Genomic DNA, 26,546 nt, shown 5'->3' with positions numbered 1-26,546 from the left:
CGCGCTGCCCACCCAAAAGGGCAACGCAGTTCCATAAAAACAACAGCGAGGTGAAAGCATGTCTGGTAATCGTGGTGTCGTGTATCTCGGCAACGGCCAGGTCGAAGTACAGAAAATCGACTATCCCAAAATGCAGGACCCCCGTGGCAGGAAGATTGAGCACGGCGTCATCCTGCGCGTGGTCTCCACCAACATCTGCGGCTCCGACCAACACATGGTGCGCGGCCGCACTACTGCCCAGACCGGACTGGTGCTCGGTCACGAGATCACCGGTGAAGTGATCGAGAAGGGCAGCGACGTCGAAAACCTGAAGATCGGCGACCTGGTTTCCGTGCCCTTCAACGTCGCCTGCGGCCGCTGCCGCTCGTGCAAAGAGCAACACACCGGCGTGTGCCTCACCGTTAACCCGGCCCGTGCCGGTGGTGCCTACGGCTACGTCGACATGGGCGACTGGACCGGCGGCCAGGCCGAATACGTGCTGGTGCCGTACGCCGACTTCAACCTGCTGAAACTGCCGGACCGTGACAAGGCCATGGAGAAAATCCGTGACCTGACCTGCCTCTCCGACATTCTCCCCACCGGCTACCACGGCGCCGTCACTGCCGGCGTTGGCCCTGGCAGCACCGTGTACATCGCCGGTGCCGGTCCGGTCGGCCTGGCGGCTGCCGCGTCTGCACGCCTGCTGGGTGCCGCGGTGGTGATCATCGGCGACGTCAACCCGATCCGCCTGGCCCACGCCAAGGCCCAGGGTTTTGAAATTGCCGACCTGTCCACCGACACCCCCCTGCACGAACAAATCGCCGCGCTGCTCGGCGAGCCCGAAGTGGACAGCGCCGTCGACTGCGTAGGCTTTGAAGCCCGCGGCCACGGCCACGACGGCGTCAAGGCCGAAGCCCCGGCCACAGTGCTCAACTCACTGATGGGCGTGGTGCGCGTGGCGGGCAAGATCGGTATCCCTGGCTTGTACGTCACCGAAGATCCAGGTGCTGTGGATGCCGCCGCGAAAATGGGCAGCCTGAGCATCCGCTTCGGCCTGGGCTGGGCAAAATCCCACAGCTTCCACACTGGGCAAACGCCGGTGATGAAGTACAACCGCCAACTGATGCAGGCGATCATGTGGGACCGTATCAACATTGCCGAGATCGTCGGCGTGCAGGTGATCAGCCTGGATGACGCGCCACGTGGGTATGGCGAGTTCGATGCGGGCGTGCCGAAGAAGTTTGTGATTGATCCGCATAAGTTGTTTAGTGCGGCGTAAATCCCAGGCATACGAAAACCCAAATGTGGGAGGGGGCTTGCTCCCGATAGCGTTCAGTCAGTTACCTATTTGCTGGCTGACTCAACGCCATCGGGAGCAAGCCCCCTCCCACAGTGGGTTGTGGTGTTTGGAACATCAGCGGTTGGCCAAAGCCCCCTGATAGACGGTCGGTCCCGTCGGTTGCTTGCTCACTGAGCCGCCTTTGCTCTCCGCACTCACCATCAATTCCACCGGTTTGCTGATCGAGGCCTGCTGCCTCGGGTTCAAGCCGATGATGCCCTCGCCATCCTTTGGTATCAGTCCAAGTGACACGGGCTTGCCGCCGTCGGGTATCGCCCACAGTTCCAGGCTCTGGTCCGGCGCGGGTGCGGTGATGGCGATGGGTTGCACTTCCAGGTAATCCTTGTGCGCCATGATCTGCGCCGCCGGCTGTTGGGTGGTGGTGATCAGGGTGGCGGCGGACTTGACGTTGTCCTGGGTGTAAAACGCGCCGCCGAGGCCGGCGACTATGGCCACGCACACACCGATAAACAGACGGGGGCGGCTCCAGAAGGGGGGCTTGGGCTCAATCACTTGGGGACGGGTCGCGCTCATAGGGCTGTTTCCTGGCAAGTTTTTGACGTTGTTTCATGGACTCTGACCTGGCCATTGGGTTCCTGGGGCGCCCGGAACAATGCGCCGGATACCCAGTCAAACGCCTGCTTTCACCCCCTACACCCAGAGGTTGTCTCGATGAAGATTTCACGCGGTTTCGCCCTTTCCTGCCTGATGAGCCTGGCCGCCACCCCGGTGTTTGCCGCAGGGTTCAGCCTTGGCGACGCGGCCAATGCCATTTCCGGCATGCAAGGGGGCAATAACAAGGCCGCAGCTGCTGCACCGTCGTCCGAGACGGCCGGCCTGCTCAGCGCCCTGACCTCGCAACTGAACATCACTCCCGAGCAGGCCGTCGGCGGTACCGGCGCGATGCTGGGCCTGGCCAAGAACAAACTCAGCGGCAACGACTATTCGCAGCTGGGCAACAGCGTGCCGGGCCTCGACCAACTGTCGGGTAACAATGCATTGGGCAGCCTCGGGGCCTTGAGCGGGATGCTCGGCCAGGCCGGCGGCAGCAAGACCAGCGGCCTGGACGGCCTGCTGGGTAACGTGAAGAACACCAGCGACCTGAACACCGCGTTCAGCGCGCTGGGGATGGACAGTGGCATGGTCGGCCAGTTTGCCCCGGTGATCCTGCAATACCTGGGCGGGCAGGGTGCCAACAGCTCGCTGCTGGGTAAACTGGCCCAGGCCTGGGGCACCGGTAGCTAAATACGCTCCGCGCGCAGTTGTTCGATGCGCGCATCCTTCTGCGTCCAGAGCTGGTTGACCCAGTTCTGGACGGTCTGGCGAAACGCCGGATCATTCTCGTAATCCCCCTGCCACAACGCCGGGTCCAGCTCACGGGTCTGGATGTCGATGATCACCTTGGGCACCGCGCCGCTGATCAAATCCCAGAACCCCGGAATCTTTTGCTGCGGATAGACCACGGTTACGTCGAGCACCGCGTCCAGCTGTTCGCCCATTGCCGCCAGCACAAACGCCACGCCGCCCGCCTTGGGCTTGAGCAAGTGAGTGAATGGCGAAGCCTGCTGCTTGCGCTTGGCCTCGCTGAACCGCGTGCCTTCGAGGTAATTGACCACGGTCACCGGCTGGCGCTTGAACAGCTCGCACGCCTCCTTGGTGATCTTTAAATCCTGCCCTGCCAGCTCCGGGTGTTTGGCCAGGAACACCTTGGTGTAGCGTTTCATGAATGGGTAATCCAGTGCCCACCAGGCCAGGCCCAGGAAGGGCACCCAGATCAGTTCTTTTTTCAGGAAGAATTTGAAGAACGGTGTGCGGCGGTTGAGGGCCTGGATCAGCGCCGGGATGTCCACCCAGGATTGGTGGTTGCTGATCACCAGGTAGCTGGTGTCGCCGCGCAGCTCGTCGCCGCCGCGAATGTCCCATTGGGTGGGGATGCACAAGGCGAAAATAAGCTTGTCGATCTCGGCCCAGGTCTCGGCAATCCACATCACCGCCCATGAGGCGTAGTCCCGATAGCGCCCGGGCGCCACCAGTTTGAGCAGGGCAAACACCAGCAGCGGCCCGATCAGGACCAGAGTGTTGAGCAACAGCAGCAGTGAAACCAAACAGCCGGTGAGCAGGCGGCGCATAAGTAACTCTTGGAATCTTGTGGGCGGGCCATCATAAGCAAGCTGAGTCTAGAGGCCAAATCGCAAATGGCCGTACGAATGTTTCACAATGTGCCAGTTATGGTGGGCGTGACTAACTAAGTGCTGTCTTTGCGGTCTAGAATCCGCCTACTTCTTTCCGAGGAAATCACTTCGTGAAACTGCTTCTTGCCTCTCTCGCCCTGGTTGCCCTGCCTGTCATGGCCGCCGAGCCGACCCTTTACGGTCGCTACGAATACATCCAGTTGCCGGAGATCGGCGAAACCTTCAAGGCCAAAATGGACACCGGCGCGCTGACCGCCTCGCTGTCGGCCCGTGACATCGAGACCTTCACCCGTGACGGTGACGACTGGGTGCGCTTCCGCCTCGGCGGCAAGGACGCTACCAACAAGGTCTACGAGCACAAGGTCTCGCGCATCAGCAAGATCAAGAGCCGCGCCGACGAAGACGACGAAAAAGACGAAGCCTCTGTGACCAAGCGCCCGGTGATCGACCTGGAAATGTGCCTGGGCAACGTCAAGCGTACCGTCGAGGTCAACCTCACCGACCGCAGCAGCTTCAATTACCCGTTGCTGATCGGCGCCAAGGCCTTGCGTGAATTTGGCGCAGCAGTAAACCCGGCCCGTCGCTACACTGCCGACAAACCGGACTGCTGATTTGAACCCATGCCCCACATCCTGATTGTCGAAGACGAAGCGGCGATAGCCGACACGCTGATATTCGCCCTGCAAGGCGAGGGCTTTACCACCACTTGGCTGAGCCTCGGCCAGGAGGCGTTGGCCCATCAGCGCCAGACCCCCGCCGACCTGATCATCCTCGACATCGGCCTGCCGGACATCAGCGGTTTTGAAACCTGCAAGCAATTGCGCCGTTTCAGTGAAGTGCCGGTGATGTTCCTCAGCGCGCGGGATGGCGAGATCGACCGCGTGGTGGGGCTGGAGATCGGCGCCGACGATTATGTGGTCAAGCCGTTCAGCCCACGGGAAGTGGCGGCGCGGGTACGGGCGATCCTCAAGCGCGTCGGCCCTGGTGTGGCGCCGGCGCTGTTCCAGGTCGATCTGGAGCGCATGCAAATCAGCTATCGCGGCCAACCCCTGAGCCTGACCCGGCATGAATTCCGCCTGCTGCAAAGCCTGCTGGAGCAACCCGAGCGGGTGTTCAGCCGCGAGCAGTTGCTGGACGCGGTGGGCGTGGCGGCCGACGCCGGTTACGAGCGCAATATCGACAGCCACATCAAGAGCCTGCGCAGCAAGTTACGCAGCGTGGCCGCCGATGCCGAGCCGATCCAGACCCATCGCGGCCTCGGCTACAGCTACAGCCCGAGCAACAGCTGATGCGCCTGGGGCTGCGGATTTTCCTGGTGTATGCGCTGTTTATCGGCCTCACCGGTTACTTCGTGCTCAGCACGGTGATGAAGGAAATCCGCCCCGGCGTGCGCCAGTCCACTGAAGAAACCCTGGTGGACACCGCCAACCTGCTGGCCGAAATCCTGCGCGATGACGTGAAGCACGGCACCCTCGGCCAGAGCCACTGGCCCGAATTACTCAAGGCCTATGGCAACCGCCAGCCCGGCGCGACCATCTGGGGGCTGGCGAAAAACCAGGTCAACCACCGTATCTACGTGACCGACGCCAAAGGCACCGTGCTGCTCGACTCCACGGGCGAAGCCGTGGGCCAGGACTACTCGAAGTGGAACGACGTCTACCTGACCCTGCGCGGCGAATACGGCGCGCGCTCCACCCGTAGCGCAGCGGATGACCCCACCTCATCGGTGATGCACGTCGGCGCACCGATCCGTGATAACGGGCAGATCATCGGCGTGGTCACCGTGGCCAAGCCCAACAGCTCGTTGCAGCCGTATGTCGACCGCACTGAGCGCCGCCTGCTGTGGTACGGCGCGGGCCTGGTCATCCTCGGCCTGTTGCTCGGTGCGTTGCTGTCGTGGTGGCTGAGCGTTGCACTGCGTCGCCTGACCGCCTACGCCGAAGCCGTCAGTGAAGGCCGAAGGGCAGAGCTGCCGCATTATCGCGGCGGCGAGCTGAAGCAGCTGTCCACCGCCGTCGAGCACATGCGCACGCAACTGGAGGGCAAGGCCTACGTCGAACATTACGTGCACACCCTGACCCATGAATTGAAAAGCCCGCTGGCAGCGATTCGCGGCGCGGCCGAGCTGTTGCAGGGCGAGATGAGCCGCGAACAGCAGCAGCGCTTCGTCGGCAATATCGACAGCGAAAGCGCGCGCCTGCAGCAGTTGATCGAACGTCTGCTGAACCTGGCGCAGGTGGAGCAACGCCAGGGGTTGGAGGCGCAGGCGAGTATCCCGCTGGCGGCCTTGGTCGATGACGTACTCAACGCCCAATGTGCGCGAATCGAAGGCGCCGGGCTGCACGTCGAGCAAGGGATTGCGGCGGATGTGAAGGTGTTTGGCGAGCCCTTCCTGTTGCGCCAGGCACTGGGCAACTTGCTGGACAACGCGCTGGACTTCACACCGCCCGGTGGCGTGTTGAGATTCAGCGCACAGACGCTGCACAACGACGTGCAGGTGAGCCTGTTCAATCAGGCCGCGCCTATCCCCGACTATGCCCTGCCGCGCCTCAGCGAGCGCTTCTATTCCTTGCCGCGTCCCGTAAGCGGACGCAAGAGCACCGGCCTGGGCCTCAACTTTGTCGAGGAAGTCATGAAGCTGCACGGCGGCACCTTGCAGATCGGCAATGTGCCGGGCGGCGTGCACGTGGTGCTGCATCTCCACACAGTCTCCACATTGCCCTCATAAATCCCCCACACGGGCTGCCCAGACTCTCCCCCATCAAAACAGGGAGAGACCCATGAACCGCAGCCTGCTTTTCAAACTTGGCGCGATTGCGCTGCTGATCCTGCTGTTGCTGATTCCATTGCTGATGATCAACGGCATCATCAGTGACCGCCAGCAACTGCGCGACGGCGTCCTGATGGACATCGCCCGAAGTTCCAGCTACGCCCAGCGCCTCACCGGCCCGGTGATGGTGGTGCCGTATCGCAAGACCGTGCGCGAGTGGAAGCTCAATGAAAAGCTCAACAAGCGCTACGAGGTCACCCGTGAAGAGCGGGGGCGCCTGTATTTCCTGCCGGACCGTTTTGAGCTCGACGGCAAGGTGCAGACCGAACTGCGCGCACGGGGGATTTACCAGGCGCGGCTGTTCCATGCCGACAACCGTATCAGTGGGCGTTTCGAGCTGCCGGCACAGTTGGGCATCACCGAAGACTTTGCCGATTACCGCTTCGAACCGGCGTTTCTGGCGGTGGGGATAAGCGATATTCGCGGCATCGAAAATGCGCTGAAGCTGGAGCTGGGCAGCCAGCGCCTGGAGTTCGAGCCGGGCTCCCAAGTGGACTGGCTGGGGGAGGGCGTGCATGTGGCATTGCCGGAGCAGGACAGCAAGAAACCGGCTGTAGTGGACTTCGCCTTCGACCTGCGCCTGCAAGGCACCGAGCAACTGCAAGTGGTGCCGGTGGGCAAGACCAGTCAGGTGTCCCTGGCCTCCAACTGGCCGCACCCCAGTTTTATCGGCAACTTCCTGCCGGCCCAGCGCGAAGTGACTGACAACGGCTTCACGGCCAACTGGCAGACCTCATTCTTTTCCACCAACCTCGAACAGGCCCTGCAAACGTGCCTGGACGGCCAGGGCTGCAACGACTTCAACAACCGCAGCTTCGGCGTGAACTTCATCGACCCGGTGGACCAGTACCTCAAGAGCGACCGCGCGATCAAATACGCGCTGCTGTTTATCGCCCTGACCTTTGCCGGTTTCTTCCTGTTCGAAGTGCTCAAGAGCCTGGCGGTGCACCCCGTCCAGTACGCATTGGTGGGCGTTGCCCTGGCGTTCTTCTACCTGCTGTTGTTGTCGTTGTCCGAGCACCTGGGCTTTGCCTTGGCCTACCTGATTTCGGCGAGTGCCTGCGTGCTGTTGATCGGGTTCTACGTGTGCCACGTGCTGCGCAGCGTTGCCCATGGCCTGGGGTTTTCGGCGGGGCTGGCGGCGCTGTATGGCTTGCTGTACGGGCTGTTGAGTGCCGAGGACTACGCGCTGCTGATGGGCTCGCTGCTGCTGTTCGGGCTGCTGGGGACGGTGATGGTGCTGACGCGTAAGCTGGATTGGTACGGCGTGGGCAAGCGCAAGGCGGCCGAGCCGCTGCAGTTCGACCTGGAGGCAGTGCAATGATCGGGTTGCGCGAGGATCAGCAGGCGCGGGTGCTGTTGGTGGGCAAAATCAATGCGCTATTTCCAGTGTGGCGAAGTGCTGTTGTGGTGAGCGGGCTTGCCCCGCGCTGGGGCGCGAAGCGGCCCCATTCCAGGCAATGAGTTTCTCCCGATGGACCGCCATTGCAGGTTTTGGGGCGGCTTCGCCACCCAGCGCGGGGCAAGCCCGCTCACTACAACAGGCCCGCTAGGGCGGCGGCTGGGTCTGCTGCATCGAAGGCCGCTGGCTGACCTCGAGGTACCAGGCGGCAAGCTTGGGGTTATCCAAGCGCCATTGCATGTCGGGATGACGAAAGTCGAGGTAACCCAGGGCGCAGGCCACGCTGATCGAAGCGATATCGAAGTGGCTGGTCAGTTCGGCAATGGCGTCCTGTTCCAGCTCGGCGAGGGCGCGGCGGATCTTGTTGCGCTGTTCGTCGAGCCACTGCGCCCAGTGTTTTTCCACCGGGCGCAGGGCGGTCTCGTAGCGCACCAGCACGGCGGCATCCATGATGCCGTCGGCCATCGAAGCCAGGGTCAGGCGGCGCCAGCGGGCCGAGCCATCGCGGGGGATCAGCGGGTTGCCGACGTGCTGGTGGTCGAAGTAATCGAGGATCACCCGGCTGTCGTGCAGCACGCTGCCGTCGGCCAGGCGCAGGGCCGGGATCTTGCCCACGGGGTTGTCTTGCACCAGCTGCGCATCGGGGTTGACCGGGGTCGGCATGCAGCCATGCAGGGCGACGCGGTCCTGCTGGCCGGTCTCGGCCAGCAGCACGCGGACTTTACGCACGAACGGTGACGCGGGGTTGTGGAACAAGGTCATGCTGGGCGCAGACATGGGCTTTCCTCTGTAGGAGCGAGCTTGCTCGCGAAGAACGTTAACGATAACGCAGCGCGTCTGCTTTGACGCGGTGCTCTCTGGTTTTTCGCCGGCAAGCCGGCTCCTACAGGAGGGCCCATGCGCCGATCAACGCGGGGATGCCCAACCCCACCCAACTCAACGAATCCCACAGCCCATCCCCCAGCAACGCCGCAAACAACCCGGCGGCGCTGAGCAGGCCAATCCCCAGGGGAATGCCAAATACCCTCCAGAAACTTGACTGCCTTGGCTTCATGCCTTGCCCGCCTTGCGCCGCACGATCCACAAGTAAATCCCGCTCACCAGCACGATGATGGTCAGCACATCCAGCGCCGCCCAGAGGATCTTCATCGGCATGCCGCCGTAGTCGCCGAAGTGCAGTGGTTGCGACATGCCCATGGCGTCCATGTACCACGGCCGTTCGGCGATGGCGGTGACGGCCAGGGTGCCGGCGTCGATCAGGACCGGCGTGAGCAGGTGCGAGGTCAGGTGTGTGCTGCCCTTCATGAACACTGCGTAATGGTGCTCGCTGGAAAAGCGTGTGCCGGGGAAGGCGATAAAGTCCGGCTGCATGCCGGGCGCGGCCTTGGCGGCGATGCTCAGCAGCTCGCTCGCGGGGGCGCGTTGGGTCAGGGGCGGGGCGTTTTTGTAGGGTTCGATCATCGCGCTGAGGCTGTCTGTGCGCCAGGCGGCGATGATCAAATCGGCACAGGCGCTGATCACGCCGGTCACGCCCACCACCAGCGCCCAGGTCAGGGTGACCACGCCGATCAGGTTATGCAGGTCGAGCCAGCGCAGGCGCCTGGACTTGTCCTGGCGCACCGTGGCGAACTTCAAGCGGCGCATGAATGGCAGGTACAGCACCGTGCCCGAGACAATCGCGAGCACAAACAGAATGCCCATGAACGCCAGCAGCAACTTGCCCGGCAGGCCGGCGAACATATCCACATGCAGGCGCAGCAGGAACAGGGTGAAGCCGCCATTGGCCGAAGGCATCTCGACCGCGTCGCCGGTGCGCGCATCGAGCATGAAGGTGTGGGACGAGTTGGGCTCGGTGCCCGCTGTGGCGGCCATGATCGCGATCACGCCGTTCTTGTCATCTTCATCCCACGCCAGGTATTGCATGGCCTCGCCCGGGCGATGGGCTTGGGCCTTGCTCACCAGTTGCTCGAGGTCGAGTTGTGGCGTATCGGCGGGCATCTGCGCCAGCTGGGGCTCGTTGCCCAGCAGGTGGTCGATCTCGTGGTGAAACACCAGCGGCAGGCCGGTGAGGGCGAGCAGCAGCAGGAACACCGTGCAGATCAGGCTGGTCCAGGTGTGGATGAAGGACCAGCGGCGGATGGTTTTGCTTTTCATTTTCTAGCCTTGTAGCAGCTGACGAGCGCAAGCGAGGCTGCGTTTGCGTTATGCCTGACACACCGCAAACGCAGCCTCGCCAAGGCTCGACAGCTGCTACGCATTAGCCTATTGAAGTTGTGTAGAGACTCATGCTTCAAACACGCCAAAGCCGCCCACATAAGCGGTCGATTACCACTGGTAGGTGGCGCTGGCGACGACGCTGCGCTGGTCGCCGAAGTAGCAGTAGTTGCCATCACAGGTCGACAGGTAGTCCTTGTTGAACAGGTTGGTGGCGTTCAACTTGACCGATGCACCCTTGAGGCTGTTGTCCAGGCGGCCCAGGTCGTAATGCACCGCACCGTCAAACACGGTATAGGCGTTGGCCTTTCCCAGCCAGGTGTTGGCCTGGTCGCCATAGGTGTTGCCGGTGTAACGGGCGCCAAAGCCGATGCCGAAACCGTCAAGCACACCGGTGTGCCAGGTGTAGTCGGTCCACAGCGAGGCTTGCTGGTTGGGCATCAGTGTCAGGCGGTTGCCTTTGTAGATGCCTTTCTGCACTTCGGATTTTGCCAAGGTATAGGCGGCGATGACCTTAAGGTTCTCGGTCACATCGGACACGGCTTCCAACTCCAGGCCCTTGACCTTCACTTCGCCGGTCTGGCTGTTGATCTGCTGGCCCCCAGCGCCGAGGGTGGTCACCTGCACATTCTTCTGGGTCAGGTCGTAGACCGCTGCACTGAGCAACGTATTGGAGCCGGGCGGCTGATACTTGACCCCCATTTCCCACTGCTTGCCTTCGGTGGGCTTGAACGTCTTGAGCGCGTTTGTATCGGCGTTGCTCGCCGGTTGAAACGACTCGGCGTAGGACAAGTAGGGTACGAAGCCCGAGTCGAATACATAGCTCAGCGCCGCGTTGCCGCTGAAGTGTTTGATGCGGTCAGTGTTGGTCGCATCGCTGTCGTTGAAGTAGGTGGTGCCCTGATGCACCCAATCTTCACGCCCGCCCAGGGTCAGGCGCCACTTGTCCAGGGCCATCTGGTCCTGCACGTAGAGACCGGTCTGCACGGTTTTCTGGTTGTAGTCGTAAAAAGGTCGGACATCGGTCGGGCGCAGTGTTGGCTGGGTATTGATCGGGTTGAAAATATTGGTGCCCGAGGCCGTCCCGAATATCGCGCGATAGGAGGTATCGGTGCGCTGGTGGTCCAGGCCGAGCAGCAGGGTGTGGATGACATCGCCAGTGACAAAGTCTGCCTGGAAGTTGTTATCCACTGCGAACTGGCCGATGTCCTCGTCGACGTTGGTGGTCGAGCGGCTGATATTGCCCGCTGCATCCGCGGGGGAGAACGCGTAGGAACCCACGGTCAGTTGCTGGAACGACAGATCCGACTTGGTATAGCGCAGGTTTTGCTTGAACTGCCAGGTGTCGTTGAAACGATGCTCGAAGGCATAGCCCAGCGCGTAGTAGGTGCGATCATAGAACTCGTAGTCCGGGTCGCCCAGGTTCTTGTGGTGGGAGACCTCGCCCAGCGGCGATTTGATCTTGGTGCCCTGGATCGGCATGAACTGGCTGGTGGTCCCGGTATCGTCACGGGTGAACTGCGAGAGCAGGGTCAGCTTGGTGTCGGTATCGATGTTCCAGGTCAGGCTCGGCGCAATGTTGTAGCGCTTGTTGTCGATGTGATCGACCTGGGTGCCGGCATCGCGTACCACGCCGCTGAGGCCATAGAGGAATTGGCCTTCATCATCGATCTTGCCGGTGCTGGCGAAGTTGATCTGGCGGTAGTTGTCGCTGCCGTATTGCACCTGGATGGCGTTGCTCGACTCTGCGCTGGGGCGTCGGCTGACCATGTCCAGCAGGCCGCCCGGTGGGGTCTGGCCGTACACCGACGAGGCCGGGCCACGCAGCAGGGCGAGGCGGTCGAGGTTCCAGGTTTCCGCTTTGGGGTTGGCGTACACGCCGCGCGGCAATGGCAGGCCGTCGAGGAACTGGGTGGGCTCGAAGCCGCGCACGCGCATCCAGTCGTAGCGGGTGTCGCTGCCATAGCTGGCGGACACGATGCCGGGCATGTATTTGACCGCGTCGTCCAGGTTCTGCACGTTGCGATCCTGCATTTGCTCGCGGGTGGCCACGGAGATCGAACGCGGGGCTTCCACCAGGGCGGTGTCGGTCTTGGTGCCGGCGGCGGTGCGTGTGGCCAGGTAGCCTTGGACCGGACCCCAGGCACTTTCCTGGTTGCCATCTTGCCCTGTGATGTTAGTCACCGGCAGCGCCATCACCCCCTCCGGAACCGCCACCAGCGTGTACGTGCCCGCGCTGCTCTGCTCCAGCTGCAACCCGGTGCCACGCAAGGCTTCACGCAGTGCACCCGGTGCATCGAACTGGCCCTGGACCGGGGCCGAGGTCTTGCCCGAGGCCAACGCTGGGTTGAGGGTCAGTGCCAGGCCGGCCTGGCTGGCGATCTGGTTCAGGGTGCTGGTCAAGGGCGCGGCCGGCAGGTTGTAGGCGCGCACGCTGGAGGCTTGTTCGGCGGCAATCAGCGCAGTGCTGGCCAGCGGGGTGCTGAGGGCAATGGCCACGGCTAACAGGCTGGGGCGCAACAAGGTGTCTAGCGTGCGGGACATAGGGCGGCTCCTGAATGGAAGTAATTCGCAATTGCCTATGTGCCGAGCGAGATTTCAAAAGTGATAGGGCCGGTGGAAAATATTTTTTATTTGGCCTCAGGTGTCTTGGCGACCACTGTCACCCACCACGGCGTGTGCTGTTCGATCTGCACCGGCAGGGTCGGCAGCAGCGCGTTGAGCGCCAGGGTGGTGTCGTGCAGCGGGAAGCTGCCGGTGATGCGCAGGTCGGCCACGTCTTTATCCACCCCGAGATGGCCTGTACGGTAGCGGCTGAGTTCCTGCACCACATCGCCCAGGCGGACGTTGTCGACCACCAGCATGCCGCGCGTCCAGGCATCGGTGGCGGGCGTGACGGCCAGGGCAGGGCCGAGGCCGTCGCTGCGCATCAGCACTTGCTGGCCTGCCTTGAACACCTGTTCCTGCGCCAGCGCTTCGGGCTGGGCGCCCACCGCCGATTGCAGCACGCTCAGGCGCGTGGCGTCGTCTTCGCGCTTGACGATAAACCGCGTGCCCAGCGCGCGCAGGCTGCCGTCGCGGGTTTGCACATAAAACGGGCGCGCATCGTTGTGGCCGGTTTCGACGAGGATTTCGCCTTCCTGCAACACGATCAGCCGGCGCTTCTCATCGAAGCGCACGTCGATGGCGCTGTGGGTGTTGAGGTTGATCAACGTACCGTCCGCCAGTTTCAGCGTGCGCTGCTCGCCGGTGGCGGTGCGCTGGTCGGCGAGCCAATAGTGGATCGGCACGTAGCGCTCGCCGGCAAACAACGCCAGGCCGCACACCAGCGCAATGCTCGCCAGGCCGCTGCCGAGCTTGCGCACGCGCTGGCGAATGCCCTCGCGCGACTGTAACAACGCCGCCCGCGCCGGGCCCGAGGCCACGCTGAAACGCTGGTCGAGCATGCCCAGTTGGCGCCAGGCACGGGCGTGCTCTTCATCGCTGGCCAGCCATTTGTTGAATTCTTCGCGCTCCACCGCGCTGCCATCACCCGAATCGAGGGACAACTGCCAGGCAATCGCCGCATCCAGGACACGGGCCGACACGGGCTTGGAGCTGATCACGTTCACAGCGGCTCGCCATACAGGGCGATGTAGCACTGGCGAATGCCCTGGGCCAGGTACTGGCGCACACGCGGCACCGACACGCCCAGGCGCTGGGCGATTTCGGCGTGGCCCAGGCCGTCGAGGCGGTTATAGAGGAAGGCGGCGCGGGCCTTGCTCGACAGCTTGCCGAGCAGGCGGTCGATGGCCTTGAGGTCTTCGAGGATCAGTTGCTGTTCTTCCGGCGACGGGTGTTCGCTTTCCGGGATCAGCATCAGTTCGCTGAGGTAGGCCTGTTCGAGGGCCGCGCGCCGGAAGTAGTCGAACAGCAAGCCCTTGGCGATGGCCACCAGAAACGCCCGTGGCTCGCGGGGCTCGCGCAACTCGTCACGGCCGAGCAGGCGCATGAAGGTGTCCTGGCTCAGGTCTTCGGCACGGCTCGGGCAGGCCACATTGCGCCGCAGCCAGGCCAGCAGCCAGCCACGATGGTCGCGGTACAACGCGCCAACAAGCTCACTGTGTGGGTTCTGGACCGACGACAAGGCATCACCGAATAAACAAGAGGTTTAAACTAACGAGAATTATTCGCGATTGTGTCAGAGGCGTGGGGCGGGCGCAATTGGCGTCTGTCGGGAGATCACATTAAAACGATGGCGCGTGTTTACGCCGTTTCCATTGGCTCAAGCGCTCTTGCAGCGCCTGAGGCGTATCGATCTGCTGCTGACGCGCGCGGCTGAACAGGATCAGCATCAGCTCCGCCGTGGCCAGGGCATCGGCGCTGGCGTGATGGCGTTCGCCCACGTGCAGGTTGAAGTGGTTGACCCAGTCGTCCAACCCGGCTTCGCGGATATGCGCCTCGGGGCACAACAGCGGGGCGATGTCGGCCACATCGAGGAAAGTGTGGGCCAGTCGATACCCCAGGCTGTCCTTGAGCGCGCGGCCCAGCATGTGTTGATCGAATGGGGCGTGGAAGGCGAGCAGCGGGCTGTCGCCGACGAACTCCATGAAGTCCAGCAGGGCCTCGGCCGGGTCGCTGCCCGCCGCGATGGCGCTGGGGCCGAGGCCGTGGATCAGCACACTGGGGCTGAGTTTGGTGTCGGCGCGGTGCAGGGTGCGCTCGAACAGTTGGGAAAAATCCACCGCGCCGTCCTCGATCACCACCGCGCCGATGGACAGCACCTGGTCACGGTTGAGATTCAGGCCGCTGGTCTCCAGGTCCACCACTACCCAGCGTTGGCTGCGCAACGTGCTGTCGCCCAACACCGCGGGCTTGGAGAGTTGTTCCAGGCGCTGTTGTTGCGCGGTATCCAGTCTGGGCTTGGCTGTGCGCAGCCAGTCAAACAAGCTCACAGCTGATACCGCAAGGTCAGGCTGCTTTGCAGGCGCTGGGCCTGGCGCAGGGATTCGCGCAGGATGCGGCGGTCCAGGTGGTTGAGGCTGTCGGGGTCGACGCGGTTGGAGTACGGCTGGTTCTCGCGGGTCTGCAACTGATGCTGCTGCATGCGGGTTTGCTGGATAAAGTGATAGGCCTCTTCATAGGCGGCGCCGTCCAGGGGCTCGATCACTTCCTTGACCACCAGCTGGCGCAGGCGCTCCAGGGTGTTATTGGCGTGGATGCCGTTGGCCAGGGCCAACAGGCGTGCGCCGTCGACAAAGGGGGTAAGCCCCTGCACCTTGAGGTCGAGGGTGGCCTTTTCCCCGCCTTTACGCGTCAGCACAAAATCGCGAAAGCGTCCTACGGGCGGGCGCTGGCGCAAGGCGTTCTCGGCCAGCATGCGCTGGAACAGCCGGTTATCCCCGACCTGGTCGAGAATGCCCTGGCGCAGTTGCTCGCAGCCGCGCTCATCGCCCCACACCACGCGCAGGTCAAAATAGATACTCGAGCCCAGCAGGTTTTCCGGCGTCGCCTCGCGAATAAACGCCGCAAACCGCCGCGCCCATTCCGCCCGCGAGAGGCACAGCTCGGGATTACCGGCCATGATGTTGCCCTTGCACAGGCTGAACCCGCACAGCGCCAGGCTCTGGTTGATCTGCTGCGCCAGAGGCAGCAGCCGCCCGCGAATCTCGGCGGCCTCCACGGCGTCCTTGGCCTCGAACAGGATGCCGTTGTCCTGGTCGGTGTACAGCGTCTGCTCGCGCCGGCCTTCGCTGCCGAAACACAGCCAACTGAACGGTACGCCGGGATCGCCTTTTTCGGCCAGGGTCAACTCGATCACCCGGCACACGGTGTGATCGTTGAGCAGGGTAATGATGTGGGTGATCTGGGTAGACGACGCCCCATGGGCGAGCATGCGCTCCACCAGTTGGCCGATCTCGCCACGCAGCGCTACCAGGTTCTCCACCCGTGGCGCATTGCGGATGGTGCGGGCCAGGTGCACCAGGTCGACCCGTTGCAGGGAAAACAGGTCGCGCTCGGACACCACCCCGCACAGGCGCTGGTCCTTGACCAGGCAGACGTGGGCGATATGCCGCTCGGTCATGGCGATGGCCGCGTCGAAGGCGCTGTGGTCCGGCGTTAAAAAGAACGGCGCCTGGGTCATATGGCCTTCAATACCCTGGCTGAAGTCGCCGGTACCGTCGGCCACCACTTGGCGCAGGTCGCGCAGGGTGAAAATGCCCAGGGGCGCCTTGTGTTCATCGACAATCACAATGCTGCCCACCTGCTGCTCATGCATCAGCGTTACCGCTTCGCGCAACGGTGTCTGCGGGCTGCAGGTGACCGGATGGCGCATGGCCAATTCGCCCAGGCGGGTATTCAGGGAATATTGGGTGCCGAGGGTTTCCACGGCTTTTTGCTGCACTTGCTGGTTGACCTGGTCGAGCAGGCTGCTGACACCGCGCAGGGCGAAGTCGCGGAACGGGCTGGACAGCGCGAACAGCTTGATAAAGGCCGGTTTGTTCAGTTGCAGGCAGAAGGTGTCTTCAGCGGCCTTGTGTTCGGTGCGGGTGGCGCGCTCACCCAACAGCGCCGCGAGGGGGAAACACTCGCCGGTGGTGATTTCGAAGGTGGCTTGCGTGGCGTCCGGCCGTTCACCCACGACGCGGCCCTGCTTGACGATGTAGAAGTGTTCCACCGGCCCGCCCGACGGCTTGAGGATGCTCTCGCCGGGGCCGAAGAAGCGCAGTTGGCACTGTTCCACCAGAAACGCCAGGTGCGCGTTTTCCATCTGGTTGAACGGTGGGAAGCGTTGCAGGAACTGCAGGGTGCCGTGGATGTTCTGCAATACAGCAGTTTTTCCCGCCTGGGCGAAGGCATCAGCTTTACTCATAACCATGACCGCAATTTTTTTGTCGTTATCGTCCTGCATGGTCGACTCCTGAGCGGCGGGTGCCCATTGGACGTAAGTCTAGGTCGATGAAAACGCCGCAGAACTAGGGAAAAACCTTACACGACTATCGTCCAAACCCCGTAGAACACCCACTAGGCAAACTTTCCGACGAAGTGCACATTGAACGCCCTTCCGCAGATGTCTGACGAGTGTGCTGGAAGATTGTCGAAAACCGCTGAGAAACGTATGTCCGACCACGATATTTTGAGTGATGCCGAGCGCGAGGCGCTGAGCGCCGTGATGCTGGAGCCTGATTTACCGCCACAACGCGTGTTGATTGTTGATGACGACAAGGACGCGCGTGAACTGTTGGCGGAGATCCTGGGCTTGGACGGTATTCGCTGCATGACGGCCGACAGTGGCGAGGCCGCGTGGGATTTATTGAAGTCCAGCAGTTCCATCGGCTTGCTGATCACCGATCTGCGCATGAAACCCAGCAATGGTCTGGAGTTGATCAAGCAAGTGCGCGAATCCACCCGCGCGGCGTTGCCGATCATCATCATGTCGGGGGATGCCGAAGCGCCGGATGTGATTGATGCGATGCATTTGAGCGTGGTGGATTTTTTGCTCAAGCCGATCGACAGCGTGAAGTTGGCGAAGTTGGTCAAGCGGGAGTTGGGGATGGCTTCCTGATTTTTGCAGTGTCTGTACGGGCCTCATCGGGAGCAAGCCCCCTCCCACAGTTGACCGGGTACATCCACACCACAGCCCCAAAGAAAAAGCCCTGATCTCACGATCAGGGCTTTTTCATTTACAGGCCGTTTTTAGCCTTGAACTCCCGACGCCTGCGGTGCAACACCGGCTCGGTATAGCCATTGGGCTGTTTGGTCCCTTCAATCACCAACTCCACCGCTGCCTGGAACGCGATATTGCTGTCGAAATCCGGCGCCAGCGGACGGTACAGCGCATCCCCGGCATTCTGGCGGTCCACCACCGGCGCCATGCGCTTGAGGCTTTCCATCACCTGGGTTTCGTTGACGATGCCGTGGCGCAGCCAGTTGGCAATGTGCTGGCTGGAGATGCGCAGGGTGGCGCGGTCTTCCATCAGGCCGACGTCGTTGATGTCCGGCACTTTCGAGCAGCCCACGCCCTGGTCGATCCAGCGGACCACATAGCCGAGGATGCCCTGGGCGTTGTTGTCCAGTTCGTTGCGGATTTCTTCGTCGGACCAATCGGTATTGCTGGCCACGGGAATGGTGAGGATGTCGTCCACCGACGCGCGTTCGCGCTTGGCCAGTTCGGCCTGGCGTGCGAACACGTCGACCTTGTGGTAGTGCAGCGCGTGCAGTGCGGCGGCCGTCGGCGATGGCACCCAGGCGGTGTTGGCGCCGGCCAGTGGGTGGGCGATTTTCTGTTCGAGCATCGCCGCCATCAGGTCGGGCATCGCCCACATGCCTTTACCGATCTGCGCACGGCCTTGCAGGCCGGTGCTCAAGCCGATATCGACGTTCCAGTTCTCGTAGGCGCCGATCCATTTTTCCGCCTTCATCGCCGCCTTACGCACCATCGCACCGGCTTCCATGGAGGTGTGGATCTCGTCGCCGGTGCGGTCGAGGAAGCCGGTGTTGATAAACACCACGCGCTCGCTGGCGGCCTTGATGCAGGCCTTGAGGTTGACCGTGGTGCGGCGCTCCTCGTCCATGATCCCGACCTTGAGGGTGTTGCGCGGCAGGTTCAGCACGTCTTCGATGCGGCCGAACAGCTCGTTGGTGAACGCGGCTTCTTCAGGGCCGTGCATCTTCGGCTTCACGATGTAGACCGAGCCGGTACGGCTGTTCTTGCGTGTGTTGTTGCCGTTGAGGCTGTGGATCGCGGCCAGGCTGGTGAGCAGGCCGTCGAGGATGCCTTCCGGTACTTCGTTGCCGTGTTTGTCGAGGATCGCGTCGATGGTCATCAGGTGGCCAACGTTGCGCACGAACAGCAGCGAACGGCCGTGCAGCGTCACGTCCTGGCCGTCGACGCCGGTGTAGACGCGGTCGGCATTCATGGTGCGGGTGAAGGTCTTGCCGCCCTTGGCCACTTCTTCGGCCAGGTCGCCCTTCATCAGGCCGAGCCAGTTGCGGTAGATCACCACCTTGTCATCGGCATCGACGGCGGCGACGGAGTCTTCGCAGTCCATGATGGTGGTGAGTGCGGCTTCCATCAGCACGTCTTTGACACCGGCGGCATCGGTCTGGCCAACCGGGGTGCTGGCGTCGATCTGGATTTCGAAGTGCAGGCCGTTGTGTTTCAGCAGGATCGCGATCGGCTCGGCCGCAGGGCCCTGGAAACCAATCAACTGGGCGTCGTCACGCAGGCCGCTGTTGCTGCCGCCCTTGAGGCTGACGATCAGCTTGCCGTCGACGATCTTGTAGCCGGTGGAATCGACGTGGCTGCCGGCGCTCAGCGGCGCGGCTTCGTCGAGGAAGGCGCGGGCGAAGGCAATCACCTTGTCGCCACGCACTTTGTTGTAGCCCTTGCCCTTTTCGGCGCCGTCGGCTTCGCTGATGGCGTCGGTGCCATACAGGGCGTCGTACAGCGAGCCCCAACGCGCGTTGGACGCGTTGAGGGCGAAGCGGGCGTTCATCACCGGCACCACCAGTTGCGGGCCGGCCATGCGGGCGATCTCGTCATCGACGTTTTGGGTCGAGGCCTGGAAGTCTGCGGCTTCTGGCAGCAGGTATCCGATGTCTTGCAGGAAGGCTTTGTAGGCCACCGGGTCGTGGGCCTGGCCGGCGTGAGTCTGGTGCCAGGTATCGATCCGCGCCTGGAAATCGTCGCGTTTGGCGAGCAGGGCTTTGTTCTTCGGTGCCAGGTCGTGGATGACCTTGTCGGCACCGGCCCAGAACTGGTCGGCAGTGATGCCGGTACCGGGAATGGCTTCGTTGTTCACGAAGTCGAACAGGACTTTGGCGACCTGCAGGCCACCGACTTGAACGTGTTCAGTCATTGCTTGCCTCACTCTGCGGAGCTAATGCGCTGTTTCGGATTTTCATTATGTAGTGCGCGGGAGGGCATACTACATGATGACTTGCGGTTGTGAAAATTAGACTAAATACGTCGTTTAGCGACCCACTTTGGTCGTACGGTCACAGCGGAGAACCGGATGTTCTCAAAAAACTATTGGATTGTTCCAGATAAATATAAAAATGGTACACGATTTGTTTTCGCGGGCCCCCGGGTCCACCTTGTAGATTGAATTCAGAGGGCTTCGCCATGGACCATCTTGTACTCACTATTATCGCCGCCGACAAACCCGGCCTGGTGGAACGCATCGCGCAGAACATTGCGGCCCACGGCGGCAATTGGCTGGAAAGCCGAATGGCGCATATGGCCGGGCAGTTCGCCGGGATCCTGCGGGTCAGCGTGCCTGCCGAGAGTCGTCAGGCCTTGGTGGGGGCTTTGGATGATTTATCCACACACGGTATTCGCGTGCTGGTGGGCGAGGGCAGCAGTGGCCAGGCATCGGCGTCCAAGTCGATTGTGATGACGCTGCTGGGCAACGACCGTTCGGGCATCGTGCGCGAGATCACGGCGCTGTTGAGCAAACAGGGTGTCAACCTGGAGCGCTTGAGCACCGATGTACGCCCGGCACCGATGAGCGGTGATCCGCTGTTCAGCGCCGAGGCGTTGTTGCAGGTGCCATCGAGCTTGTCCTTGGAGGCGTTGCAGGAATCCCTGGAAACCCTGGCGGATGATCTGATGGTGGAACTGCACAGCGAGGAATAACCACCCTCAAGGTTATGCATGGAAATCTTGCATGGACCTGTGGATAACCTGTAGAGACCCGGCGCCAGGCCACGTCCACCGGGCTTCTCCGCCAGCTGAGCAAAAAACGAGCAGTTTCAAGGGCTTGTGCACAAATGACGGGGACCAGGTTGTGGGTAACCTTGGGATGGATCTCTGCAAGCCAGGCCGGCTGGGGCTTGCAGAGGTTTGTACGTTATTTGATCAGCGTTTGCGCACGCTCAACCAGGCATCGACGCTGTAGACCACCAGCCCGGCCCAGATAAAGGCAAAGGCGATCAGCGTGCTCGATGCCAGGTGCTCACCGAACAGCAGCACCGCTTCCAGCAACACCAGGGTCGGTGCCACATACTGTAAAAAGCCCAAGGCGGTGTAAGGCAAATGCCGTGCGGCGGCGTTGAAGCACACCAACGGGATCAACGTCACCGGACCGGCCGCCACCAGCCACCAGGCTTCGGATGTGCTCCAGAACGCCAGTTGCGCACTGTGGGCCGACGGGTTGAACAACAACCAGGCCACCGCAATCGGCACCAGCATCCAAGTCTCCACCACCAGCCCCGGCAGCGCCTTGACCGGCGCCTGCTTGCGGATCAGGCCGTAGAAACCGAAGGTCAGCGCCAGTACCAACGATACCCACGGCAAGCTGCCCACCTGCCAGACCTGTTGCGCCACACCCACTGCGGCCAGCCCCACGGCCACCCATTGCAGGCGACGCAGGCGCTCGCCGAGCAACAGCATGCCCAGCAGCACATTCACCAGTGGGTTGATGTAGTAACCCAGGCTGGCTTCAAGCATTCGCCCGCTGTTCACCGACCACACATAGGTCAGCCAGTTACCGGCGATCAACGAACCGCTGAGGGCCAGGATTGCCAGGCGCTGGGGGTTGTCGCGCAGTTCGCGAAACCAGCCGGGGTGCTTCCACACCATCAGCAGCAAACCACCGAACAGCGCCGACCACAGCACCCGGTGCACGATGATTTCGGCGGCGGGCACACTGGCGATGGCTTTGAAGTAGAGCGGGAACAGACCCCAGATGACATAGGCGCTCAGGCCCAGGATGTACCCCTTGCGGGGGTTGGCGGCTTGCATGCGTAATCCTTGCTTAGGCAGCTAACAAAGCGCGATTGTAAGGATATTTGTCAACCAATGGGATTACCCTTCTGTAGGAGCGAGCTTGCTCGCGAAGATCGTTAACGATAACGCGGGCATCCTGACTGCACGCGGCGCCCTCAGGGTTTTCGCGAGCAAGCTCGCTCCTACAGGAGCGAGCGGCGATTTCAGAAGAGTTTGAGGGGTTCTTCGTTGAGCGCTGAGAGTTGCTCGCGCAGCGCCAGCACCTGGTCGCCCCAATACCGCTCGCTGCCGAACCACGGGAAGCTGTGGGGGAACGCCGGGTCATCCCAGCGCCGTGCCAGCCACGCGCTGTAGTGCATCAGGCGCAACGCGCGCAGCGGCTCGATCAGCGCCAGTTCACGCGGGTCGAAGTCGTGGAATTCCTGGTAGCCGTCCATCAGTTCCGACAGCTGGCCCAGGCATTCCTGGCGATCACCGGCGAGCATCATCCATAAGTCCTGCACCGCCGGGCCCATGCGGCAGTCGTCGAGGTCGACGATGTGGAACATCTCATCGCGGCACATCATGTTGCCGGGGTGGCAATCGCCGTGCATGCGGATGTTCTTGTGCGGCGTGGCTTTGTACACCTCTTCCACGCGCTTGAGCAGGTCGCGGGCCACGGACTCGTAGGCTGGCAGCAGGCTCTTGGGAATGAAATTGCCTTCGAGCAGGGTAGTGAGGGAGTCGTGGCCGAAGTTCTTCACACCCAAGGCTTCGCGGTGTTCGAACGGGCGGGTAGACCCCACGGCGTGCAAACGGCCGAGTAGCTGACCCAGACGATACAGCTGGTCAAGGTTGCCCGGCTCCGGCGCACGGCCGCCACGGCGGGGGAACAGGGTGAAGCGGAAACCTTCGTGTTCGAACAGGCTTTTGCCGTTATGAATCATCGGCGCGACGACCGGCACTTCGCATTCGGCCAGTTCGAAGGTGAAGCGGTGTTCTTCAAGGATCGCGTCGTTGGTCCAGCGCTGGGGGCGATAGAACTTGGCGATCAGCGGCTCGGAGTCTTCGATGCCCACCTGATACACGCGGTTTTCGTAGCTGTTGAGCGCCAGGACGCGAGCATCGCTGAGGAAACCGATGCTTTCGACGGCATCGAGCACCAGATCAGGGGTGAGGGTTTCAAACGGATGGGCCATGGGAACTCCTGCGGGCAGCAGGGCGCCGCTTCCGGCCGGGTATGGTAACGCTGTAGGAGCGAGCTTGCTCGCGAAAAACCTGAGCGCGCAGTGGAGTGTCAGGTTCCGCTGCGTTATCGCTGACGATCTTCGCGGGCAAGCCCGCTCCTACAGTGGGGCGGTCTATCAGGCACCGACAATCCCGCCATCATCCCGCCGAATCGCCATCACCGAGGAGCGCGGCTTGCCGTTAGGCAGATGTTCCGGCCAAGTCGAACCCCCGGTTTCCCCCGGATGCTGAATCCCTACAAACAGCGTCTTCTGATCCGGCGAAAAGCTGATCCCCGTCACTTCACAGGCCACCGGCCCAACCATGAAGCGGCGGATTTCGCCGGTCGCCGGGTCGGCGCAGAGCATCTGGTTGTTGCCCATGCCGGCGAAGTCGCCCGCGTTGCTGTAGTCGCCGTCGGTGAGGATCCACAGGCGCCCGGCCTTGTCGAAACCCAGGCCATCGGGGCTGTTGAACATGTTCTGCGGGTTGATGTTGGACGATCCGCCCTTGGGCTTGCCGGCGTGCACGCCAGGGTTGCCGGCCACCACAAACAGGTCCCAGCTGAAGTCCGCGGCGCCATGGTCATCGGCGTTGGCCTTCCAGCGCAGGATCTGGCCGTAGACGTTTTTCTCACGCGGGTTGGGCCCGCCCACCGGTTGGCCGTCTTCGCCGCGCTTGGCGTTGTTGGTCAGGGTGCAGTAGACCTGGCCGTCGGTGGGGCTGACCACGATCCATTCCGGGCGGTCCATGCGCGTGGCTTTGACCACACTGGCGGCCAGGCGCGCGTGGATCAGCACTTCGGCCTGGCTGGCGAAGCCGGTGCTGGCGTCGATGCCGTTTTTGCCATGGGTCAGCTCGACCCATTGCCCTTTGCCCTTCGGATGATCGGCGTTGCCATCGCCCGCATCGAAGATAGCCACGTACAAGGTGCCGTGGTCGAGCAGGTCTTTGTTGGCCTTGGGGCTCTTGTGGTTGATCTGGTCGCGGCTGACGAACTTGTAGATGAACTCGCCGCGCTCGTCGTCGCCCATGTACACCACGGCGCGGCCGTCACGGGTTTGCGCCAGGGCGGCGTTCTCGTGCTTGAAGCGGCCCAGGGCGGTGCGTTTTGCCGGGGTGGATTGCGGGTCGAACGGGTCGATTTCCACGACCCAGCCGTGGCGGTTGAGTTCATTGGGGTTCTTGGCCAGGTCGAAGCGCGGGTCGTGCAGGTGCCAGTTGATCTCTTTGCTGGCGGCCACCACGCCGTAGCGTTTCTGCCCGGCATCGAACGCTTGCTGGGGGTTGCTGCTGCCAAAGCAGTCGGTGAAGTTCTCTTCGCAGGTCAGGTAAGTGCCCCATGGGGTCTGGCCGTTGGCGCAGTTCTGGAAGGTGCCGAGGGCTTTTTTGCCGGACTTGTCGGCGCTGGTTTTCAACCATTCGTGGCCGGCGGCGGGGCCGCTCAGGCGGATCGGCGAGTTGCCGTGGATGCGCCGGTTGTAGCGCGAGTCCTGGACGAACTGCCAGGTATCGCCCTTGCGCCGTACTTCGATCACCGACACACCTTCACTGGCCTGGGCCTTGTGCACGTCTTCGGCCGATTGCGGCGCGCCGCCGTGGGCGAAGAGGTAGCGGTAGTTGGTGTATTCGTTGTTGATTGCCATCAGCGCGCGGTTGTCGTCGCCGGGGAAGGCGAACAGGCTCATGCCGTCGTTGTTGTCGCCGAACTGTTGTTCCTGGGCTTTGGCGGTGCCGTTGCCGGACGGGTCGAAGGCCGGCGCGCTCTTGTGCAGCGGCTGGCCCCAGCTGATCAGCACCGAAGCGCTGTAGCCCGGCGGCAGGGTGATGGTGTCGCTGGTGGCCGCAGCGATGCTGGTAAAGCCCAGCAGCGGGCTGGCGGAGGCGGCGTTGACGGCCAGGGCGCTGCGGCTCAGCAGGTTGCCACCGAGGAACATCGCGGCACCGCACAGGGCGCCGGCACCGATGAAGCGGCGGCGGGTGAGGCCGACCATCTGTTCGAGGTCGGTGGCTTGGTTTTCTTCTAATAGGTTCATGTCAGGCTCCCTGCGGTTTTTGCAGACACCATAAGGAGCGGGCGTGACGAAATTGTTGCAGTTTGAAGAGCTACTCGGCTCAGACCGGCGTGCCGAGCAGCACATTGCTGGCGGCAAATTGCACTTGGAGCGTCCTGCCAGCGGCGGCGCCCAGGGCCTCGAGCGCGGCGGGCTGCGCCAAGGCGCATAAAACCTGGCCATTGGGCAGGGCGATGCGCACTTCGCTGGGGCCGTCCTCGGCGGCGAGAATCGCGTCTACGGTCCCGCTCATGCAATTGTGTCCAGGTGTTGCAGGTTTGTCGGGCGCCAGCAATTCCAGCCAGCCGGCCTTGATCAGCGCAACGACTTCCACGCCGACTTCCAGCTCCAGCCGTTGCGTACTGTCATGGGTGATTTGCGCCGCCAGGGTCAGCCCTCCGGCGAGCTGCAAGTGAATCAGGTCGTTGCGGCCACGCTGTTCAATCGCAATGACCTGACCATGCAACTGGTTACGGGCGCTGGTGCGCAGCATCAAGCGGCCGAGCAGGTTGAAGTCGCTGGCGGCCTCGTCCGAGCCGAGCACTTCGGCCTGCAACACTTGCAGGCGCTGGTAGAGGCGCAACACCCGTTCACCCTCGGCCGTGAGTTTGGCGCCGCCGCCGCCCTTGCCGCCGACACTGCGTTCGACCAAGGGTTTTTGCGCCAGGTTGTTCAGCTCGTCGATGGCGTCCCAGGCGGCCTTGTAGCTCAAGCCCGCACTTTTGGCGGCGCGGGTGATGGAGCCCTGCTCGGCGATATGCCCCAGCAGGGCGATACGCTGGGGGCGGCGGACAATATGTTGGCTGAGCAGCGTCGGTAGGGACATGGGCATTCGCTGTGGTGGGATGAGCGGACGTTGCGGCCGCGAGGCATGAGAGTCAAGTGCCAGGCTTTGGCGTGCGGGCCAGGCAGTACACGTCTACCTGTCGCGCGCCGGCGTTGATCAATAACCGCGCCAGGCTGTGGGCGGTGGCGCCGGTGGTGAGCACGTCGTCCACCAGTGCCAGGTGGCGGCCGCGCACCTCGGCACCCGGGGCCAGGGCGAAGGCGTTGAGCAGGTTGCGCTTGCGCGTCTTGGCGTCGAGGGCTTGCTGCGCGACGGTTTCATAAGGGCGTAGCAATAGATGTTCATCGTGGGGAAGGTCGAGGTCGACGCTGAGCCAGCGCGCCAGCATCAGCGCCTGGTTATAGCCCCGTTCACGCAGGCGCCTGCGGGCCATGGGCACTGGCAGCAGCATGTCCGGGCGGGTGAGTGAGTGGTTGTCGAAGCGATGTTGCAAGTAGTGCCCCAGCAAGCGCCCCAGCATATGCCCGAGGGGCCAGCGTGCCTGGTGCTTGAAGCGACTGATCAGGGTGTCCACCGGAAAGCTGTAGGTCCAGGGGGCGATCACGTGTTTAAAGGCGGGCGGTTGTCTCAGGCACTGGCCGCAGACCAGGCCGTCCATCGCCAAAGGCAGGGCGCAGATTTCGCAATGCTCCATCAGCCAGGGCAGCTCGGTTTCGCAGACGTTGCAGACACAGTCGGCGGTTTCAGTCGTCTCGTCGCAGATTAAACATGTCTGTATGTTTTTTGACCAGATGTAAACTTCGTGTTTGTAGCTTGGTTGACAGTGCATG

The 26,546-nt window shown here is 62.6% G+C and carries 24 protein-coding genes; 8 read left to right on the top strand and 16 right to left on the bottom strand.

What is annotated here, in order from left to right; genetic code table 11:
- The first annotated feature begins 58 nt into the window (after window positions 1-58).
- Entirely contained in the window at window positions 59-1,258 is a 1,200-nt protein-coding gene (gene fdhA / locus BFQ01_RS11990; RefSeq protein ID WP_053130983.1) for a formaldehyde dehydrogenase, glutathione-independent, read from the top strand.
- A 135-nt stretch (window positions 1,259-1,393) separates the two neighbouring features.
- Here the strand turns inward: fdhA and BFQ01_RS11985 are convergent, their stop codons facing one another.
- Entirely contained in the window at window positions 1,394-1,852 is a 459-nt protein-coding gene (locus tag BFQ01_RS11985; protein WP_065925437.1) for an anti-sigma factor, read from the bottom strand.
- A gap of 138 nt (window positions 1,853-1,990) precedes the next feature.
- Here BFQ01_RS11985 and BFQ01_RS11980 point away from each other — a divergent pair, with 138 nt between their 5' ends.
- On the top strand, window positions 1,991-2,563 hold the full coding sequence (locus tag BFQ01_RS11980) for a DUF2780 domain-containing protein (protein ID WP_065925436.1): 573 nt from the start codon (window positions 1,991-1,993) through the stop codon (window positions 2,561-2,563).
- On the opposite strand, the gene BFQ01_RS11975 is transcribed toward BFQ01_RS11980, so the two are convergent.
- The gene (locus BFQ01_RS11975) at window positions 2,560-3,447 is read right to left on the bottom strand and encodes an acyltransferase (RefSeq protein WP_065925435.1); all 888 of its coding nucleotides are present in this window, start codon (window positions 3,445-3,447) and stop codon (window positions 2,560-2,562) included. The genes BFQ01_RS11980 and BFQ01_RS11975 overlap by 4 nt on opposite strands.
- A gap of 173 nt (window positions 3,448-3,620) precedes the next feature.
- Between BFQ01_RS11975 and BFQ01_RS11970 the strand changes: the two genes are divergently transcribed.
- From BFQ01_RS11970 to creD, 4 genes are read left to right on the top strand one after another with little or no spacing between them, the layout of a single operon-like run.
- Window positions 3,621-4,121, top strand: a complete 501-nt coding sequence (locus tag BFQ01_RS11970) for a retropepsin-like aspartic peptidase RloA2 (protein ID WP_065925434.1) — start codon at window positions 3,621-3,623, stop codon at window positions 4,119-4,121.
- 9 nt (window positions 4,122-4,130) lie between these two features.
- Window positions 4,131-4,799: a two-component system response regulator CreB gene (creB, locus tag BFQ01_RS11965; protein WP_027605971.1), complete on the top strand. Its 669-nt coding sequence runs from the start codon at window positions 4,131-4,133 to the stop codon at window positions 4,797-4,799.
- Window positions 4,799-6,238 (top strand): two-component system sensor histidine kinase CreC, encoded by a 1,440-nt coding sequence (gene creC, locus BFQ01_RS11960; protein ID WP_065925433.1) that lies wholly within the window; start codon window positions 4,799-4,801, stop codon window positions 6,236-6,238. Before creB ends, creC begins: the two co-directional genes overlap by 1 nt.
- A gap of 52 nt (window positions 6,239-6,290) precedes the next feature.
- Entirely contained in the window at window positions 6,291-7,664 is a 1,374-nt protein-coding gene (gene creD / locus BFQ01_RS11955) for a cell envelope integrity protein CreD (RefSeq protein ID WP_065925432.1), read from the top strand.
- Between the two features lie 225 nt (window positions 7,665-7,889).
- Here creD and BFQ01_RS11950 read toward each other — a convergent pair whose 3' ends face one another.
- The 8 genes from BFQ01_RS11950 to BFQ01_RS11920 all read right to left on the bottom strand — a co-directional run bounded on the left by BFQ01_RS11950 (window position 7,890) and on the right by BFQ01_RS11920 (window position 16,809).
- Entirely contained in the window at window positions 7,890-8,519 is a 630-nt protein-coding gene (locus BFQ01_RS11950) for a glutathione S-transferase (RefSeq protein ID WP_065925431.1), read from the bottom strand.
- 106 nt (window positions 8,520-8,625) lie between these two features.
- Window positions 8,626-8,796, bottom strand: coding sequence for a DUF4175 domain-containing protein (locus BFQ01_RS32250; RefSeq protein ID WP_137212390.1), 171 nt, complete (start codon window positions 8,794-8,796; stop codon window positions 8,626-8,628).
- Window positions 8,793-9,896: a PepSY-associated TM helix domain-containing protein gene (locus BFQ01_RS11945; protein ID WP_065925430.1), complete on the bottom strand. Its 1,104-nt coding sequence runs from the start codon at window positions 9,894-9,896 to the stop codon at window positions 8,793-8,795. The genes BFQ01_RS32250 and BFQ01_RS11945 overlap by 4 nt, the downstream gene beginning before the upstream one ends.
- A 171-nt stretch (window positions 9,897-10,067) precedes the next feature.
- Complete coding sequence (locus BFQ01_RS11940; RefSeq protein ID WP_065925429.1) at window positions 10,068-12,500, bottom strand: TonB-dependent siderophore receptor; 2,433 nt, start codon at window positions 12,498-12,500, stop codon at window positions 10,068-10,070.
- A gap of 86 nt (window positions 12,501-12,586) precedes the next feature.
- Complete coding sequence (locus tag BFQ01_RS11935; protein WP_065925428.1) at window positions 12,587-13,567, bottom strand: FecR domain-containing protein; 981 nt, start codon at window positions 13,565-13,567, stop codon at window positions 12,587-12,589.
- Window positions 13,564-14,082 carry an RNA polymerase sigma factor gene (locus BFQ01_RS11930; RefSeq protein ID WP_027605963.1) on the bottom strand — a complete coding sequence of 173 codons (519 nt, stop codon included), beginning with the start codon at window positions 14,080-14,082 and terminating at the stop codon, window positions 13,564-13,566. The genes BFQ01_RS11935 and BFQ01_RS11930 overlap by 4 nt, the downstream gene beginning before the upstream one ends.
- Window positions 14,083-14,182: 100 nt before the next feature.
- The gene (locus BFQ01_RS11925) at window positions 14,183-14,890 is read right to left on the bottom strand and encodes a 3'-5' exonuclease (protein ID WP_065925427.1); all 708 of its coding nucleotides are present in this window, start codon (window positions 14,888-14,890) and stop codon (window positions 14,183-14,185) included.
- Window positions 14,887-16,809 (bottom strand): putative nucleotidyltransferase substrate binding domain-containing protein, encoded by a 1,923-nt coding sequence (locus tag BFQ01_RS11920; RefSeq protein ID WP_176718749.1) that lies wholly within the window; start codon window positions 16,807-16,809, stop codon window positions 14,887-14,889. The genes BFQ01_RS11925 and BFQ01_RS11920 overlap by 4 nt, the downstream gene beginning before the upstream one ends.
- 246 nt (window positions 16,810-17,055) lie before the next feature.
- On the opposite strand from BFQ01_RS11920, the gene BFQ01_RS11915 reads away from it, so the two are divergent.
- A complete protein-coding gene (locus BFQ01_RS11915) occupies window positions 17,056-17,502 on the top strand; it encodes a response regulator (RefSeq protein WP_065925425.1) in 447 nt (148 codons plus the stop codon).
- A gap of 118 nt (window positions 17,503-17,620) precedes the next feature.
- On the opposite strand, the gene BFQ01_RS11910 is transcribed toward BFQ01_RS11915, so the two are convergent.
- Window positions 17,621-19,798, bottom strand: a complete 2,178-nt coding sequence (locus BFQ01_RS11910) for a malate synthase G (protein ID WP_065925424.1) — start codon at window positions 19,796-19,798, stop codon at window positions 17,621-17,623.
- A 266-nt stretch (window positions 19,799-20,064) separates the two neighbouring features.
- Between BFQ01_RS11910 and BFQ01_RS11905 the strand changes: the two genes are divergently transcribed.
- The gene (locus BFQ01_RS11905) at window positions 20,065-20,577 is read left to right on the top strand and encodes a glycine cleavage system protein R (RefSeq protein WP_065925423.1); all 513 of its coding nucleotides are present in this window, start codon (window positions 20,065-20,067) and stop codon (window positions 20,575-20,577) included.
- A 222-nt stretch (window positions 20,578-20,799) separates the two neighbouring features.
- Here the strand turns inward: BFQ01_RS11905 and rarD are convergent, their stop codons facing one another.
- The 5 genes from rarD to BFQ01_RS11880 form a co-directional block, all read right to left on the bottom strand.
- Entirely contained in the window at window positions 20,800-21,684 is an 885-nt protein-coding gene (rarD, locus tag BFQ01_RS11900; RefSeq protein WP_065925422.1) for an EamA family transporter RarD, read from the bottom strand.
- Between the two features lie 188 nt (window positions 21,685-21,872).
- Window positions 21,873-22,847, bottom strand: coding sequence for a serine/threonine protein kinase (locus BFQ01_RS11895; protein ID WP_065925421.1), 975 nt, complete (start codon window positions 22,845-22,847; stop codon window positions 21,873-21,875).
- A gap of 165 nt (window positions 22,848-23,012) precedes the next feature.
- The gene (locus tag BFQ01_RS11890) at window positions 23,013-24,911 is read right to left on the bottom strand and encodes a PhoX family protein (protein ID WP_065925420.1); all 1,899 of its coding nucleotides are present in this window, start codon (window positions 24,909-24,911) and stop codon (window positions 23,013-23,015) included.
- Window positions 24,912-24,990: 79 nt separating this feature from the next.
- Window positions 24,991-25,755, bottom strand: coding sequence for a TOBE domain-containing protein (locus BFQ01_RS11885; RefSeq protein WP_065925419.1), 765 nt, complete (start codon window positions 25,753-25,755; stop codon window positions 24,991-24,993).
- A gap of 52 nt (window positions 25,756-25,807) precedes the next feature.
- On the bottom strand, window positions 25,808-26,545 hold the full coding sequence (locus BFQ01_RS11880) for a ComF family protein (RefSeq protein ID WP_065925418.1): 738 nt from the start codon (window positions 26,543-26,545) through the stop codon (window positions 25,808-25,810).
- Window position 26,546: the final 1 nt, after the last annotated feature.

The organism is Pseudomonas sp. 8 R 14 (assembly GCF_900005955.1).
GTDB classification, from domain to species: Bacteria; Pseudomonadota; Gammaproteobacteria; order Pseudomonadales; family Pseudomonadaceae; genus Aquipseudomonas; species Aquipseudomonas marginalis.
The sequence above is the reverse complement of the archived record's forward strand: the minus strand, read 5'-3'. Positions and strand labels throughout refer to the sequence as shown.

Bases quoted from the DNA above. Each gene is read 5' to 3' on its own strand.
- BFQ01_RS11910 (WP_065925424.1), bottom strand. From the start codon at position 19,798: ATGACTGAACACGTTCAAGTCGGTGGCCTGCAGGTCGCCAAAGTCCTG.
- creC (WP_065925433.1), top strand. From the start codon at position 4,799: ATGCGCCTGGGGCTGCGGATTTTCCTGGTGTATGCGCTGTTTATCGGC.
- BFQ01_RS11915 (WP_065925425.1), top strand. From the start codon at position 17,056: ATGTCCGACCACGATATTTTGAGTGATGCCGAGCGCGAGGCGCTGAGC.
- BFQ01_RS11945 (WP_065925430.1), bottom strand. From the start codon at position 9,896: ATGAAAAGCAAAACCATCCGCCGCTGGTCCTTCATCCACACCTGGACC.
- BFQ01_RS11890 (WP_065925420.1), bottom strand. From the start codon at position 24,911: ATGAACCTATTAGAAGAAAACCAAGCCACCGACCTCGAACAGATGGTC.
- BFQ01_RS11950 (WP_065925431.1), bottom strand. From the start codon at position 8,519: ATGTCTGCGCCCAGCATGACCTTGTTCCACAACCCCGCGTCACCGTTC.
- BFQ01_RS11920 (WP_176718749.1), bottom strand. From the start codon at position 16,809: ATGAGTAAAGCTGATGCCTTCGCCCAGGCGGGAAAAACTGCTGTATTG.
- BFQ01_RS11975 (WP_065925435.1), bottom strand. From the start codon at position 3,447: ATGCGCCGCCTGCTCACCGGCTGTTTGGTTTCACTGCTGCTGTTGCTC.
- BFQ01_RS32250 (WP_137212390.1), bottom strand. From the start codon at position 8,796: ATGAAGCCAAGGCAGTCAAGTTTCTGGAGGGTATTTGGCATTCCCCTG.
- BFQ01_RS11985 (WP_065925437.1), bottom strand. From the start codon at position 1,852: ATGAGCGCGACCCGTCCCCAAGTGATTGAGCCCAAGCCCCCCTTCTGG.
- BFQ01_RS11980 (WP_065925436.1), top strand. From the start codon at position 1,991: ATGAAGATTTCACGCGGTTTCGCCCTTTCCTGCCTGATGAGCCTGGCC.
- BFQ01_RS11880 (WP_065925418.1), bottom strand. From the start codon at position 26,545: ATGCACTGTCAACCAAGCTACAAACACGAAGTTTACATCTGGTCAAAA.
- BFQ01_RS11905 (WP_065925423.1), top strand. From the start codon at position 20,065: ATGGACCATCTTGTACTCACTATTATCGCCGCCGACAAACCCGGCCTG.
- BFQ01_RS11885 (WP_065925419.1), bottom strand. From the start codon at position 25,755: ATGTCCCTACCGACGCTGCTCAGCCAACATATTGTCCGCCGCCCCCAG.
- fdhA (WP_053130983.1), top strand. From the start codon at position 59: ATGTCTGGTAATCGTGGTGTCGTGTATCTCGGCAACGGCCAGGTCGAA.
- rarD (WP_065925422.1), bottom strand. From the start codon at position 21,684: ATGCAAGCCGCCAACCCCCGCAAGGGGTACATCCTGGGCCTGAGCGCC.
- creB (WP_027605971.1), top strand. From the start codon at position 4,131: ATGCCCCACATCCTGATTGTCGAAGACGAAGCGGCGATAGCCGACACG.
- BFQ01_RS11895 (WP_065925421.1), bottom strand. From the start codon at position 22,847: ATGGCCCATCCGTTTGAAACCCTCACCCCTGATCTGGTGCTCGATGCC.
- BFQ01_RS11940 (WP_065925429.1), bottom strand. From the start codon at position 12,500: ATGTCCCGCACGCTAGACACCTTGTTGCGCCCCAGCCTGTTAGCCGTG.
- creD (WP_065925432.1), top strand. From the start codon at position 6,291: ATGAACCGCAGCCTGCTTTTCAAACTTGGCGCGATTGCGCTGCTGATC.